A 13,865-nucleotide genomic window follows, 5' to 3' on the forward strand; every position below is an offset into this window, starting at 1 on the left:
AATCAGGTCAGCGCTACCTGCCGCGTTTCCGCATTGATCATCGTGGCCGCAATGGCGGCCAGCACCAGCAGCCCGGCAAATATGCCGATTGCGACACCAAAACCCTGCGCAATGGCATAACCAAGCAGAGACGGCGCAAGCAGGCCGCCAAGCCGCGCCATGGCGCCCGCGGCCCCCATGCCGGTCGCCCGGGATTCGGTTGGATAAAGCTCCGGCGTATAGGCATAAAGCGCTCCCCAGGTGCCGAGCAGCGCAAAGCTCATAATAAGCAGTGAAGCGGCAATCATTGCGCCGGCCGAAGCGAGCGTGAAGAGCAGGCATCCGAGCGCGGAGAGCAGGCAGAAGCCGATCAGTGTCGGCTTGCGGCCCCATTTTTCAACGCCATAGGCGGCAAGCGCATAACCGGGGATCTGCGCCAGCGCCACCAGCACTAGAAAACCATAACCACGCACGAAGCCGAACCCGTCTCCGGCCAGTTTCGCCGGCATCCAGGTGAAGACACCGTAATAGGAGACGGAGACAAGGAACCAGATGGCAAGGATCATGATGCTGCGCTGCCGGAGTGCGGGTGAAAATATCCCCTGCCCCTTGGCCACGTCAGGCTGGAAAAGCCCGGTTCCGGCATCGAGCGGCGCGCGGCCATTCGTCACCAGCATGCGGTTGACGACAGCCTTTGCTTCCTCTGACCGACCGCTGCGCAAGAGGTAAAGCGGCGATTCCGGCACCAGAAAGCGCAGGCCGAGACCGAGGACGGCCGGAAAGGCCGTCACGGCAAAAATGTAACGCCAGGCATCAGCGACGCCGGCAAGGCTGGCGCCCCAAGCGGCCAGCGCCACGATCAGTGTCCCGACAGCCCAGAAGCCTTCCAGAAAGACCAGCCAGCGCCCGCGATTTTTGGCGGGCAGGAATTCCGCCATCATCGCATAATCCACCGGCAGCGTGCCGCCCACGGCAGCCCCGGTAAGAAAGCGCAGAACGAGCAGAATGGTGAAATCAGGCGAGAATATCGAAAGCACACCGAACAGCGCATCACAGGCCACGGTGACGATCAGCACCCGGCGACGCCCGTAACGATCCGCCAGCCGCCCGAAACCGGCAGCGCCGAGAAGCATGCCGAAAAAGAACGCCGTGCCGGTCTGCAGCGCCTGCGGCACCGTCAGGCCGAAGGTTGCGGCAATCGAGGCGGCGGTGAAGCCGACGGCCAGAACCTGCATGGCATCCGCCGCCCAGACGAGACCGAAAATGCCCATCAGCCTGCGCTGATAGGCGCCTGCGCCCGCGCGCTCCAGCGCCTCATTCATGGTGATTGCCGTCATGCCCCGCCCCTCTGCAGAAATCGACTTTCACTTGCTATCGCATGGGGGGAGGAAACGGAATTGAATTCTGTGGAGGGGTGCGCACGGTTGGAACGAAATGCTCGGCGCAACGATAGGCGAACCCCTGCGCCTCCGCCCTCATCCCTGTGCTTGTCACAGGGATCCCGCCAGCCCAAGTCCTTGGGCTGAAAAGAGTCCTCTCGCCGCGCAGATGCGCGTCGGCTGGATTCCTGTGACAAGCACAGGAATGAGGGAAGACAGAAGCGCTGGCGAGAAAAGGCAAAGCTGCCTTGCAGAAAGACCCTCAGCCGTAAACCCGAAGAGGCTCCTCAAAACCCTCATCTTCCGCAGCTGCGGCAGGCATCCCGGCCTCGCAGTTGCGCCAGCCGATCTTGCCCTTCAACCGCTGATGAACGTCATTGCCAAGCGGCGCCACCAGCACCCGGTTCGGATCAACCGGTCCCGGAAAATCGAGCGCCGCATAAGCGACCTTCTCAAAACCGAGCGGCATGTAATAGGGCGGATCGCCGATCAGGATCACGGCCTCGGAGCCCTTCCGCCTTGCGGCCGCAATGGCGATCCGGACGAGTTCCCGGCCTATGCCCTTGTTTTTGTGCGAAGGCCGAACCGCAAGCGGGCCAAGCATATGGCCCTTCACCCCGCCGGCCAGGACGGGCGTCATGCGCACCGAAGCGATCGTCTCACCATCATCAGCGCAGACGAAGGACAGCGACCGGTCATGCGGACCCTGCTCACGGATGCGCGCCGCCGCACGGGTGTGCCGGCCGGGACCAAATGCTTCTTCGTTGATGACTTCGATGATGGCGTCGTGCGACGCGTCCTCGGTGAGGTAGACAAGATCGTGCTTGGACATAAAGAGACCGAAACTTCCAGAATGCGGATGCGACAATAGATGACGGCTGCGCCGGTAAGGGCGTTCAGGAGCGTCAGCGTCGTCGGAGCATCCGTGGTTCGATCATAGCCTGCAATTTCCTCAGATTTGAGAAAATCGCAATTATCAGGAAAATCACCCCCCGTCCAGAACAAATCTCGACGCTCCTCCTTTCAGCCTGTGCGGGACCGGAAACGCATTGTTCAATGCCTTGCGGGTTCGCGGGATTGAGCGAAACGGGTAGTATCGCCGTCAAGGAAACAATCAAGGAGATCATCATGGGCATGCTGGTGGAAGGTGTGTGGAAGGACGTCTGGTACGACACCAAGGAAACCAAGGGGCATTTCAAGCGCAGCGCCTCGCAATTCCGCAACTGGATCACAGCGGATGGCGCACCCGGCCCTTCCGGAGAAGGCGGTTTCGAGGCGGAGAAAGATCGTTACCACCTCTATGTCTCCTTCGCCTGCCCCTGGGCGCATCGCACCCTGATCTTCCGCAAGCTGAAAAAGCTGGACGACCTGATCTCGGTCTCCGTCGTTGATCCGCTGATGCTGGAAAACGGCTGGGAATTCAAGCCGCAGGGCGAACGCACGCCGGGCGCGACCGAGGATCACCTGTTCGGCTCCTCCACGCTCTGGCAGGTCTATACCAAAGCGGACCCCAAATATTCCGGGCGCGTCACCGTGCCGGTGCTCTGGGACAAAAAGCGCGGCACCATCGTTTCCAATGAATCGGCGGAAATCATCCGCATGTTCAACTCCGCCTTCAATGATCTCACCGGCTCGCAGGAGGATTATTATCCCGAAGCGTTGCGCGCCGAGATCGACGCGCTGAACGACGTGATCTATGACACCGTCAATAACGGCGTCTACAAGGCCGGCTTCGCCACGACACAGGACGCCTATCAGCAGAATGCCGTGAAGGTCTTCGAAACGCTCGATATGCTGGAAGATCGCCTGAAGGACCGCCGTTTCCTGTTCGGCGCGGAGCAGACGGAAGCGGACTGGCGTCTGTTCACCACTCTGGTGCGGTTCGATCCCGTTTATGTCGGCCATTTCAAGTGCAATATCCGCCGCATCCACGACTATCCGCACCTGACGGGTTACCTGCGCGATCTTTACCAGACACCGGGCGTGCCTGACACGGTCGACATGCGCCACATCAAGGAACATTATTACCGCAGCCACCGCACCATCAACCCGACCGGCATCGTGCCCGTCGGTCCGGAGCTGGACCTGACCATGGCGCATGGACGCGAGACGCTGGTCTGACGAAATACGCCGCTACCAGTAGTCGGCAATCGCCGCTTCGCCGGCAAGTTCGGCAAGGCGGCGGCGGGTTGCCGCCGTCACCCCTTCGGGCAGATTTGAAAGATCGAAAAAGCCGCTCTCGGCAATCTCATGATCCGGCTTTTTCGGTTTGGTCTGGGTGACATCAAGCCGATAAAGCGCGACATGGTCGCGATTGCTGCCTTCCAGATTAAGGTAAACGTGGAAAAGCTCCGGCTTTGAGGCAGCTTCGAGATTGCCTTCCTCGCGGATTTCCTTGTGCAGCGCCGCGAGCAGGGTTTCGCCGCGCTCCACCCCGCCGCCCGGCAGATACCAGCCCGGAAGATAGGTGTGCCGCACGAGAAAAATCCTGCCCTTTTCATCGTAGCAAGCCGCACGCACACCAAGAGTTGCGCCGCGCGTGAACAGAAAAACGAAATGCAGAAAGCGGATGAAGACACGCATATGGAACGGACGGGCCTGCCGCCCGGTTGTTTCGTCATTCACCCTGGTTTCTCCCCGCCTGCCGGCTTTTATTGGACGCGCGGCATATCATAGGTTATCTCTGCCGCCATGTTCAAACTTGCCCATATTTCAGACGTCCATTTAGGGCCACTGCCAAAACTCACTTTCCGGGAACTTGCATCGAAACGGATTACCGGTTTCGTCAACTGGCACCGCAACCGCCGCAAGCATCTCTTTACCGATACACTGGAAAAACTGCTCGACGATCTCGAGGCAAAATCACCGGATCATCTGGCTATTACCGGCGATCTCGTCAATCTTGCGACGGGCATCGAAATCCGCGCCGCCGCCGACTGGCTTGAGGAAGTGGGTGACCCTGAGAGAACCTCGGTGGTCCCAGGCAATCACGACGCCTATGTTTCCGGCGCGCACGACAAGGCCATGCAGGCCTGGTATCCATACGTGCGTGGCGATGGCGACCCGGCGGAATGGGACGACGACCGCAAGATTTTTCCCTATATGCGCGTGCGCGGCCCCGTGGCGCTGATCGGCTGCTCCACCTCGATTGCAACACCACCCTTTTCGGCCACCGGCTATTTCGGCAACCGACAGGCGCGCGCCACGGCGGAACTCTTAAAAAAAGCCGGTGAACAGGGGCTGTTCCGCGTGGTGATGATCCATCATCCGCCCATCCGGGGCGCTTCCCCCACCCACAAACGCATGATCGGCATTCGCCGTTTCGCGGCCGCACTCGGCGTCGGCGGTGCGGAACTCGTGCTGCACGGTCATACCCATCTCAACACGGTTTACTGGTTGAACACCCACCACGGAGAGGACCACATCCCGGTCGTCGGCATTTCCTCGGCCAGCCAGGGACCGGGCGGTGAAAAACCGCGCGCGGCCTATAATCTCTTCCACATTTCCGGTGGGCCCGGCACGTGGAATGTCGCCTGCGAACGCCACAGCCTCGATGAGACGGCGACGGGTGTGGCGCTGGAAGATGTGCGGGTGTTTTATGAAAACGGGCGGCCGCTGGGATTTTCTCTACCGAGGGAATAAAGCCCGCGGGCGTGGAACGGAGGAGGGCTTTACCCCCCTCTGACCTGCCGGGCATCTCCCCCTCAAGGGGGGAGATCGACCTGAGGCTAGGTCTTGCCCATATCAAAGCCCGAGAATGAAGCTGCGGGAAAGCGTCTTGCCGATCTCCCCCCTTGAGGGGGAGATGCCCGGCAGGGCAGAGGGGGGTGCCATCCCCCACCCTCAAGGCAAGCTTATTTCGCCCGCTCTTCCAGCACCCGGTTGGCCGCCGAGACAATCGCCTCCAGCGACGCACCCACGATATTCGTATTGACCCCCGCCCCGAACAGCTTGCCGCCCGGATGCTCCATCTCGACATAGGCAATGGCCGAGGCATTCGAGCCATGCTGCAGCGAATGCTCGGAATAATCATTCACCGAGAGATCAACCCCGAGATAAACCGACAGCGCATTGATGAACCCGTCGATCGGACCGGTTCCCTTGCCCTCGATGCGCTTCACCTCGCCATTATCGGTGATCTCGGCGGCCACAATGCGCACGCCCTTGAAATCGCCGGCCGGATAGGTGTGGTGATCAACGAACTTGATGCGCGCATTCGGCTGCGTCACATAACGCTCCATAAAGCGCTCATAGATGCGCTTGGCCGGCAGTTCCACACCCTCTTCGTCGGTGATGCGCTGGATATCCTCGCGGAACTCTACCTGCAGGTTGCGCGGCAGGTTGATGCCGTAATCCTGCTGCAGAATATAGGCGATGCCGCCCTTGCCGGATTGCGAGTTGATGCGGATGATCGCCTCATAGGAGCGGCCGACATCCTTCGGGTCGATCGGCAGATAGGGCACTTCCCAGACGGGGTGATTGGCGACCTTGATCGCCTTCATGCCCTTGTTGATCGCATCCTGATGCGAGCCGGAAAACGCCGTGTAGACCAGTTCGCCGACATAAGGGTGACGCTCGGGGATCGTCATCTCGTTGGAATATTCGTACACGGCCTTGATACGCTCGATATCGCGGCAATCCAGCTCCGGATCAACGCCCTGCGTGTACATGTTCAGCGCCAGCGTCACGACGTCGACGTTACCCGTGCGCTCGCCATTGCCGAACAGCGTGCCTTCGACGCGGTCCGCACCGGCCATCAGGCTCAACTCGGTCGCCGCAATGCCCGTGCCGCGGTCGTTATGCGGATGCAGCGAGATGATGACGTTTTCGCGGTTGTCGATATTGCGGCACATCCATTCGATCTGGTCGGCATAGATGTTCGGCGTCGCCATTTCCACCGTCGAGGGCAGGTTCAGGATCAGCTTGTTGTCCGCAGTCGGCTTCACCACCTCAACAACGGCGTTGCAGATTTCCAGCGCCACTTCCAGCTCGGTGCCGGTAAAGCTCTCAGGCGAATATTCGAAGCGGAAACCGCCGCCAGCCTTCGCCGCCATATCGGTGATCATCTTCGCCGCATCAACGGCAATCTGCTTGATGCCATGCACATCCTTGCCGAACACCACGCGACGCTGCAATTCCGAGGTGGAATTGTAGAAGTGTATGATCGGCTTGTTGGCGCCCTGCAGCGCCTCGAAGGTACGGGTGATCAGTTCCGGGCGGCACTGTACCAGCACCTGCAGGGAAACATCGTCAGGTACATTGCCTTCTTCCACGCACCAGCGGGCAAAATCGAAGTCCGTCTGCGAGGCGGAAGGGAAACCGATTTCGATTTCCTTGAAGCCCATTTCCAGCAGCAGCTTGAACATGCGGGCCTTGCGGTCGTGACCCATGGGGTTGACCAGCGATTGGTTGCCGTCACGCAGGTCCACCGAACACCAGATCGGCGCCTTGTCGATGGTCTTGCCCGGCCAGGTGCGGTCAGGAATATTGATGGTCGGGTAAGGGCGATACTTCACGCTCGCGTCCGACATGCCCTTGGAAATATTGGTGATCTTGCCGTCCATTTCGCTTCCTCCTTGCGCAGTCCGCGGGCGTCTTGCGCCATCGGCGGATGCACGGCCCTTTAGAGCCTAAATCCAGTATAAAATGAGATTTCGAGATGAGGAGCGTTTGCACCAGCGGGCTTTCGGCCGCCGGGCGCTCCTCACTGGACCCGGCAACCGCGTGTAAGGTCGAGGCTAAGAAGCGAGAGTGCACCGCACGGCGAGGCCTTCGCAGAAATCTGCGCGCTCATGCCGTAAATGGTTGCGATGCTGTTGCTCATGGCGTCGTGTATAAACAGCGGCTGGCGGTCTGACAAGTGATCTTGTGCTGCGCGCTGGTTATTTTCCCTGCCTGCCGCTCTCAAGCCTTTCTGCCTAACCACGCTTTACCACCCGCTGCAACGCCATCATCAGCCCGCCGCCGATCAGCCCCCAGAAGGCACCGGAAACGCCGCCGAAGGAGAGGCCGGAGGCCGTGATGAGGAAAGTGATGGCCGCCGCCTCGCGGGTTTCCGGCTCCTTGAAGGCCGCCACTGCGGAGCCGGAAAAGGCGCCGACCAGTGCCAGCCCCGCCACCGCCTGAATGAGGATGGGCGGCGCCAGCGCCACGAAGGCCGTGACCACGCCGGCCAACAGGCCGAAGATGATATAGCCGACGCCGGCGATGATCGCCGCCCAGTAACGCCGCTTTGGATCAGGATGAGCATCCTCGCCCGCGCACATCGCAGCCGTGATTGCGGCAAGATTGACTGCATGGCCGCCAAAGGGCGCGGAAAGCAGGGAGAAAAAGCCGGTCGCGGCGAAAAGCGGGCCGGGCTGTGGGTCGTAGTGATTGACCTTCAGCACCGCGATGCCGGGAATATTCTGCGAGGCCATGGTGACGATGAAGAGCGGCAGCGCGATGGAGACGACGGCGTGCAGGCTGAAGACGGGCGTTACCCACTCAATCGGCGGTGTCAGCGATTGCGCCACGCTATCGAGCGCGCTCTCGGGAATATCGACACCGAAGATCATGACAAGCACGAAGGCGGCAAGAGCCGCGGGCACGGCGAACAGCCGCTTGAAGGCTCCAACAACGATCCAGGCAAGGATGATGGGTAATCCGAGCGCCGGGTTGAAGCCGATTGCCTTGATCGGCGCGAAACACAGGCCGATGATGACGCCTGACAGCATGGCATTGGCAAGCGGCGCGGGAATGGAGGCGACCGCCTTTCCAAGTGGCCTGAACAGGCCTGCGATGATGATCAAAATGGCGCAGATGACGAACCCGCCAACGGCTGCCGGGAAGCCACCCTCAATGACGCCGGTGGTGGCAAGCAGCGCGGCGCCCGGCGTCGACCACGCGATGCTGATGGGAAGCCGGGTTGTGACGGAAAGAGCGATGGCGCAAAGCCCCATCGCCACCGAAAGCGCCATCAGCGCCGACGCCGCTTCGAAATCCGTCGCACCGACGGCTTTCAGCCCCTGCAGCACAACGGCGAAGGAGCTGGCGAAACCGACAAAGGCGGTAAGGCAGCCCATGAACAGGCTCTGGACGGAAAAATCTTTCAGCATAAAGCACTCTGCGGCCTGCGGCCTGTCGCAAACAACCGCAGCGGTCTGCATTGGCGACAGGCAGAAAAATTGAAGCGTGATGCGCGAATCCGGGGATGGCGACACGCCTTGGATGAAGCGTGGTTATATTCAGGATCAAAAAAGACGCGACTTGGCAAGATGGGCCACCAGACTTCAGGTACGGCGGCAGGGAAAACGTCATCAAAGTTTAGCGGCGGGGCGCTAATCCTGCCCGCATCACAACAGGTCATCCGCCACAAGAGGGACCCTCGCCATGCTCCGCATCGTCACCATTGCCGCCTGCTGTTTTGCGGCTCTTCCCGCCGCTGCCCAGACCCCGCCTGCGCCGGCCTTCCTCGGCCAGATCGTCGTGCCTTCGGGCCTCTCCATCAATGGCGTTACCTTCGGCGGCATTTCCGATCTCGCCTTCGACAGCGAAACGGGCCGTTATTTCGCAATTTCCGATGATCGCGTGGAAAAAGGTCCGGCCCGCTATTACGAGCTGGAGCTGGCCATAACGGAAGGCGCCACCACGCTCAACATCGCCGCCACCCATGAATTGAAAGACGAGACCGGCGCGGCCTTTGCGCCGAAGAGCATCGATGCGGAAGGCATCGCGCTCGACCGCAAGCGCGGCAAGCTCTATTGGTCCTCCGAACGCGACCTGAAGAACCAGCCGGGGCTTTACGTTTCGGATATCGACGGCGGCAATGTGAAGCGGCTGGAACTGCCGGACGCCTATCTCGTCAACGACGCAAAGACCAAGGGCGTTCAGAACAACCTCGCCTTCGAAGGCCTGGCCCTGATGCCCGGCCGGCTGATCGCCGCCACCGAAAATGCTCTCACCCAGGACGGCCCCAAGGCGACGCCGCAGGCGGGCAGCCCGGCCCGTATCCTCGTCATCGACACGGCGACGCTGAAGCCGGTCGCCGAGCACGTCTATGTCACCGAGGCAATCTCGAAGACACCAACAGCCGCCGAGCCGAAATATAACGACAACGGCCTTTCCGCCATTGCAGCCCTGCCGGATGGCCGTTTTGTCGCGGTCGAGCGCAATTTTGCCTCCGGCGTCGGCAACCACATCCGCTTCTTCATCGCCGACATGTCCCGCGCCGACAATATTCTCGGCAAGGACAAGATCGATCCGGCTTCCGTGGCTACCGTATCGAAATCACCCTGGTTTGAAATCAACGAAGGCGATTTCGGCCTCGATATCGACAATATCGAGAGCTTCGCCTTCGGCCCTGTGGTGGATGGCAAGCAGCTTTTTGTCATCGCCTCCGACGACAATTTCAACACGGGCAAGCAGTTCACCCAGTTTGCGGCATTCGCAATTCCCGCCAATCTGGGTCAGTGAAATCCACCGAAACAGAATGCCGGCTCTGGACAATGTCCGGGCCGGCATCGGCAACCGAGACGGATGCCTGCCTTACCAGCGGAGCAGACGTGAACCGGCGAAAGCGCCGATGATACCGGCCAAGAGAATGCCCAGGGAATACCAGATCAACACGAAAGCCATGCCGTTTTCGGTGCAGAACCACGAATAGACCCACGCCCCGGCCGCACCTGCGGCGATGCCAGCGGCAAAACCCGCAAGCGTGGGATCAGCGGGGGCCGACCGCCTGAGAACCGCGAAATTCGCCAGAAACAGCGGCAGCGCGAAAGCAACGATCAAAAACGGGCAATGCAGCGCCGACGATCCGAGAATGAGGGTGCTGTAGGTGCTGGGCACGGCAAATCCAAGCTGGACGAGCGCGATCAGCGCCATGGCGGCAAAAATCAGCGCAAGCCACACAAACAGGCAACCCCTCTCGCCTTCCGGCCGCGCAAGACGCATGACGGCAAAAAATGCAATGAGGGCCAGTAGGGCATTATAGGCGGATTTGACCCAGAAACCCGGCTCGGTCATGGCCTCGCTCATATCGACGCGAAGCCCCAGAATGACGACCATCAGCACGAGCGAAAGGCCGAGCGCGGGCAATGCCGCGAATGCCAGCCTGCGCTCCAGCGCGAAAGCGGGGACAGGTTTCAGATCACCCGCCAGTTGTTCGATGATGTCTTCCGTTTTCCTCACCTGTCCCCCCGCAACTTCGCCGCCAGGACTTTCAGCGTTCTGTGAATGCCGACCCTTGCCGCAAGGTCGGTCTGGCCGGATTTTTCGGCCGCTTCGGCAATTGACTGACCTTCGAGTTTCACTCTTCGAATGAGATCGCGTTGCCGCTCCGGCAGGTCGTCGAGCAGCCGCTCCACATCCATGCGGGCCATGACCGCATCGACGGAGGGTTCCGCCTCCAGCGTCTCATCGAGTTCGACTTCCGCCAGCATTCGGGCGCCCCTGCCCCGATAATGATCGATGAGCTTGTAGCGCGCTATCGAGAAGAACCACGCCGTGAAAGGTCTTGCACGGTCATAGGTCTCCCGCTTGGCGTGAAGCGACAACAGGGTTTCCTGCACAAGATCTTCGACATCGCCTCTGGAGGCGGCCGCCATGCGCCGGCTGAAATACGCGATCAGCAGCCGCCTCAGGGCATGAAGCAAATGCCGGTAGGCGCCTTCGTCCCCATCGAGGGAACGCAGCATCAGCATTTTTAATGTCTCTTCCGAAGGGCTGCCTGTCATCGTCACTATCGGGTTATTCGCAGTCGGCAGGATATTGTTACATAGTGGCTTTAAAAAAATCTCGCCCGAACTTGTCGTCACAAGCGCGTGAAGATGTAACGGGCGGCGGGTCGCGCCCGAATGGACAATCGTGAGCCCCGGCACAATGCCGGCGGACATGCAACGACGTCCAGAGGAGACCCTTCATGACCCGCATTCTTACCGCCATTGCCGCCGCTTCCCTGTTCTCCGCTCTTTCCTTCGCAGGCATCGCCCATGCCGACAGCATGAAAACCGATACGATGAAGAAGGACACCATGCATAGCGACGCCATGAAGGCCGAGACCATGAAAAAGGATGGCATGTCCATGGTCAGCAAGAAGGACTGCATGGACAAGGCCGGTATGGAAATGGACAAGATGAAAAAGGCCGACATGATGAAGGCCTGCGACACGATGAAGTAAGGCCGGCCTGAACGAAAAAAGCCCGCACCGGTTTTGACCGATGCGGGCTTTCTCAAATGAAAATCGAAAACTCAGAGTTCCGACTGGCTTTCGACGATCTTGCCGACGAGGCCGTAATCCTTGGCCTCTTCCGCGCCGAGCCAGTAATCGCGATCGATGTCCTTGGCGATCTTTTCTTCGCTCTGGCCGGTGGCCTTGGAGAAGATCTTGATCAGGCGCTGGTTCATCTTGATGATTTCGCGGGCCTGGATTTCGATGTCGGATGCCATACCGCGCGTGCCGCCGGAGGGTTGATGCAGCAGGAAGCGGGTGTTCGGCAGGCAAAGGCGACGTTCCTTCGGCACCGAGACGTAAATCAGCGCACCGGCGGAGGCGACCCAGCCCGTGCCGATGATGTAGACCTTCGGCTTGATGAACTTGATCATGTCGTGGATGGAATCACCCGATTCGACATGGCCGCCCGGCGAATTGACGTAAACGCGAATGTCGTCGTCGCTGGCGGCGGCAAGAGCCACGAGCTGCGTGCAGACCTTCTGCGCCAGTTCCTGCGTGATGCCGCCATAGATGAAGATCGAACGCGACTTGAAAAGATTCGCTTCCGTTTCCTTGCCGATCGGCAGTTCCTTGCTCTTGTCGTCTTCGTCTTCGTTCATCAACGGCTCTCTCCAGCAAAATTCGTGCATGCCCTTCGGACATAGTGCGACTTGTTACGTAAGGCAATGAGAGAAAAAGGCAAGGTTTGCCCGCCAACAATAAACACCACCCCCGGCAGATGACGCATGGACAGCCTCTTGGCCTTCGCGATATCGTCAGCGCCTCATTGCAGCGCCGCCCGCCGCGGGAAGCCCAAGATCCCGCCGCTGACGGCAACAATTTCAAGAGGGAACCATGCTGAAAAGACTAAGCCTCGCCGCCGCCGCGCTCTGCCTCACCACCCTGCCCGCTTTCGCCCATCTGAACCCGGAAGAACACGGTTCCTTCATGGCCGGCGTCTCCCACCCGTTTTTCGGCGCGGACCACATTCTGGCGATGGTGGCCGTCGGCATCTGGGCCTCGCAGATCGCCTTTGCCCGAAACGACCGCAAGGCGCTGTGGATCGTGCCCGCCGCTTTCGTCGGCACCATGGCCGCAGGCTTCCTGATGGCGGTTTACGGCATCGACCTTCCCTTCGTCGAACCCGCCATTCTTGCCTCCGTCATCGGCCTTGGCCTGCTGGTAGCGATGGCGGCAAGGCTTCCCACGGCAGCGGCAGCGGCCGTTGTCGGCGCTTTCGCGCTTTTCCACGGCCATGCCCATGGCGGTGAACTCGGTAGCGCCGGCGCGCTTCAATTCGGCATCGGCTTCATGATCGCCACCGCCATCCTGCATGCGGCCGGCATCGCGCTCGGCCTCGGCATTGCCCGTTTCGGCTCAGCCGCAAGCCGCACCGTCGGCGCGCTGACGGCGATTGCGGGTCTCTCGCTCGCCTTTGGCGGCTGAAGATCATTACCGAAATTTAAAATTTGGACCGCTTTGAAAAGCCTGAATTCTGGCCTACCTCCTTATCGTGGATTTACGCTTCACGGTAAGGAGGCAGCATATGTCACCGGAAGAAAGCCAGCTTCTCAAGGCCCTGTTCGACAGGACCAAAACCGCATCCGCCACCCCGCGTGACCGCGAGGCGGAAACTTTGATCGCAGACGCCGTGCGCGATCAACCCGCAGCCCCCTATTATCTCGCCCAGGCGGTGATCGTTCAGGAAAAAGGTCTGGAAGCGGCAGCAGCCCATATCAAACAGCTCGAAGACCGCATCCACGCACTGGAAAGCGGTAATAGCGCCCCTCAGGCGGCGGCGCAGGGCGGTTTCCTCAGCTCCATCTTCGGCACCGGCCAGCCGCAACCACCCGCACCGGCACCAGCCCCTGCGGCCGCGCCGAGCTCATGGCGCAACGATACCGCCGGCCAGACGGCCGGCCCTTGGGGAGCGGCAGCCAATCAGCAGCAGCCCGGTGGCCCATGGAGCCAGGCCGCCGCAGGTGGACGTTCAGGCGGTGGTTTTCTGCAAGGCGCGCTCGGCACCGCTGCCGGTGTTGCGGGCGGCATGCTGCTGGCCAATTCGCTGAGCGGCATTTTCGGCAGCCACATGTCGTCGCTCGGCCTTGGCTCGCCCTTCAGCGGCGGCAATGCCGCTGGCAACGCACCCGTCGAGGAAACCGTCGTCAACAACTATTACGGCGACAGCGCAAGCCCGCAGAATAACGACGATGACGATATCCAGCAGGCCGATTACGACGACAGCGCCGATGATGCGGATGCTGATTCAGGCGACGACGGTTCGTTCGCCTGAACCTTGCATCACATAAACAGCC

Annotated in this window: 14 protein-coding genes; 6 read left to right on the forward strand and 8 right to left on the reverse strand. The window is 60.5% G+C overall.

Features of this window, described 5'->3' with window-relative positions; genetic code table 11:
- Positions 1 to 2: 2 nt before the first annotated feature.
- Together ASB65_RS20185 and ASB65_RS20190 are read right to left on the reverse strand one after the other, a co-directional pair.
- Positions 3 to 1,316, reverse strand: coding sequence for an MFS transporter (locus tag ASB65_RS20185; protein ID WP_020808571.1), 1,314 nt, complete (start codon positions 1,314 to 1,316; stop codon positions 3 to 5).
- A gap of 304 nt (positions 1,317 to 1,620) precedes the next feature.
- Positions 1,621 to 2,190: a GNAT family N-acetyltransferase gene (locus ASB65_RS20190; protein ID WP_060725163.1), complete on the reverse strand. Its 570-nt coding sequence runs from the start codon at positions 2,188 to 2,190 to the stop codon at positions 1,621 to 1,623.
- A gap of 296 nt (positions 2,191 to 2,486) precedes the next feature.
- Between ASB65_RS20190 and ASB65_RS20195 the strand changes: the two genes are divergently transcribed.
- Positions 2,487 to 3,479, forward strand: a complete 993-nt coding sequence (locus ASB65_RS20195) for a glutathione S-transferase family protein (protein ID WP_004430174.1) — start codon at positions 2,487 to 2,489, stop codon at positions 3,477 to 3,479.
- Between the two features lie 12 nt (positions 3,480 to 3,491).
- Here ASB65_RS20195 and ASB65_RS20200 read toward each other — a convergent pair whose 3' ends face one another.
- Complete coding sequence (locus ASB65_RS20200; protein WP_060725164.1) at positions 3,492 to 3,983, reverse strand: NUDIX domain-containing protein; 492 nt, start codon at positions 3,981 to 3,983, stop codon at positions 3,492 to 3,494.
- A gap of 66 nt (positions 3,984 to 4,049) precedes the next feature.
- Here ASB65_RS20200 and ASB65_RS20205 point away from each other — a divergent pair, with 66 nt between their 5' ends.
- Complete coding sequence (locus tag ASB65_RS20205; RefSeq protein WP_004430171.1) at positions 4,050 to 5,000, forward strand: metallophosphoesterase family protein; 951 nt, start codon at positions 4,050 to 4,052, stop codon at positions 4,998 to 5,000.
- 212 nt (positions 5,001 to 5,212) lie between these two features.
- On the opposite strand, the gene leuA is transcribed toward ASB65_RS20205, so the two are convergent.
- Positions 5,213 to 6,922: a 2-isopropylmalate synthase gene (leuA, locus tag ASB65_RS20210; RefSeq protein ID WP_060725165.1), complete on the reverse strand. Its 1,710-nt coding sequence runs from the start codon at positions 6,920 to 6,922 to the stop codon at positions 5,213 to 5,215.
- Between the two features lie 354 nt (positions 6,923 to 7,276).
- Positions 7,277 to 8,455 carry a benzoate/H(+) symporter BenE family transporter gene (locus ASB65_RS20215; protein ID WP_060725166.1) on the reverse strand — a complete coding sequence of 393 codons (1,179 nt, stop codon included), beginning with the start codon at positions 8,453 to 8,455 and terminating at the stop codon, positions 7,277 to 7,279.
- A gap of 274 nt (positions 8,456 to 8,729) precedes the next feature.
- Between ASB65_RS20215 and ASB65_RS20220 the strand changes: the two genes are divergently transcribed.
- Entirely contained in the window at positions 8,730 to 9,812 is a 1,083-nt protein-coding gene (locus ASB65_RS20220; RefSeq protein ID WP_060725167.1) for an esterase-like activity of phytase family protein, read from the forward strand.
- A 72-nt stretch (positions 9,813 to 9,884) separates the two neighbouring features.
- Here ASB65_RS20220 and ASB65_RS20225 read toward each other — a convergent pair whose 3' ends face one another.
- On the reverse strand, positions 9,885 to 10,529 hold the full coding sequence (locus tag ASB65_RS20225) for an NrsF family protein (protein ID WP_060725168.1): 645 nt from the start codon (positions 10,527 to 10,529) through the stop codon (positions 9,885 to 9,887).
- A complete protein-coding gene (locus ASB65_RS20230; protein ID WP_060725169.1) occupies positions 10,526 to 11,041 on the reverse strand; it encodes a sigma-70 family RNA polymerase sigma factor in 516 nt (171 codons plus the stop codon). The genes ASB65_RS20225 and ASB65_RS20230 overlap by 4 nt, the downstream gene beginning before the upstream one ends.
- A 218-nt stretch (positions 11,042 to 11,259) precedes the next feature.
- On the opposite strand from ASB65_RS20230, the gene ASB65_RS20235 reads away from it, so the two are divergent.
- Positions 11,260 to 11,517, forward strand: coding sequence for a pentapeptide MXKDX repeat protein (locus ASB65_RS20235; RefSeq protein WP_060725170.1), 258 nt, complete (start codon positions 11,260 to 11,262; stop codon positions 11,515 to 11,517).
- Between the two features lie 71 nt (positions 11,518 to 11,588).
- On the opposite strand, the gene ASB65_RS20240 is transcribed toward ASB65_RS20235, so the two are convergent.
- The gene (locus ASB65_RS20240) at positions 11,589 to 12,170 is read right to left on the reverse strand and encodes an ATP-dependent Clp protease proteolytic subunit (RefSeq protein ID WP_003523060.1); all 582 of its coding nucleotides are present in this window, start codon (positions 12,168 to 12,170) and stop codon (positions 11,589 to 11,591) included.
- A 235-nt stretch (positions 12,171 to 12,405) separates the two neighbouring features.
- On the opposite strand from ASB65_RS20240, the gene ASB65_RS20245 reads away from it, so the two are divergent.
- Together ASB65_RS20245 and ASB65_RS20250 are read left to right on the forward strand one after the other, a co-directional pair.
- On the forward strand, positions 12,406 to 12,996 hold the full coding sequence (locus ASB65_RS20245) for a HupE/UreJ family protein (protein ID WP_060725171.1): 591 nt from the start codon (positions 12,406 to 12,408) through the stop codon (positions 12,994 to 12,996).
- A gap of 100 nt (positions 12,997 to 13,096) precedes the next feature.
- The gene (locus ASB65_RS20250; protein ID WP_004430152.1) at positions 13,097 to 13,843 is read left to right on the forward strand and encodes a DUF2076 domain-containing protein; all 747 of its coding nucleotides are present in this window, start codon (positions 13,097 to 13,099) and stop codon (positions 13,841 to 13,843) included.
- The last annotated feature ends 22 nt before the right edge of the window (positions 13,844 to 13,865 follow it).

This window comes from Agrobacterium tumefaciens str. B6, assembly GCF_001541315.1.
Lineage (GTDB): Bacteria > Pseudomonadota > Alphaproteobacteria > Rhizobiales > Rhizobiaceae > Agrobacterium > Agrobacterium radiobacter.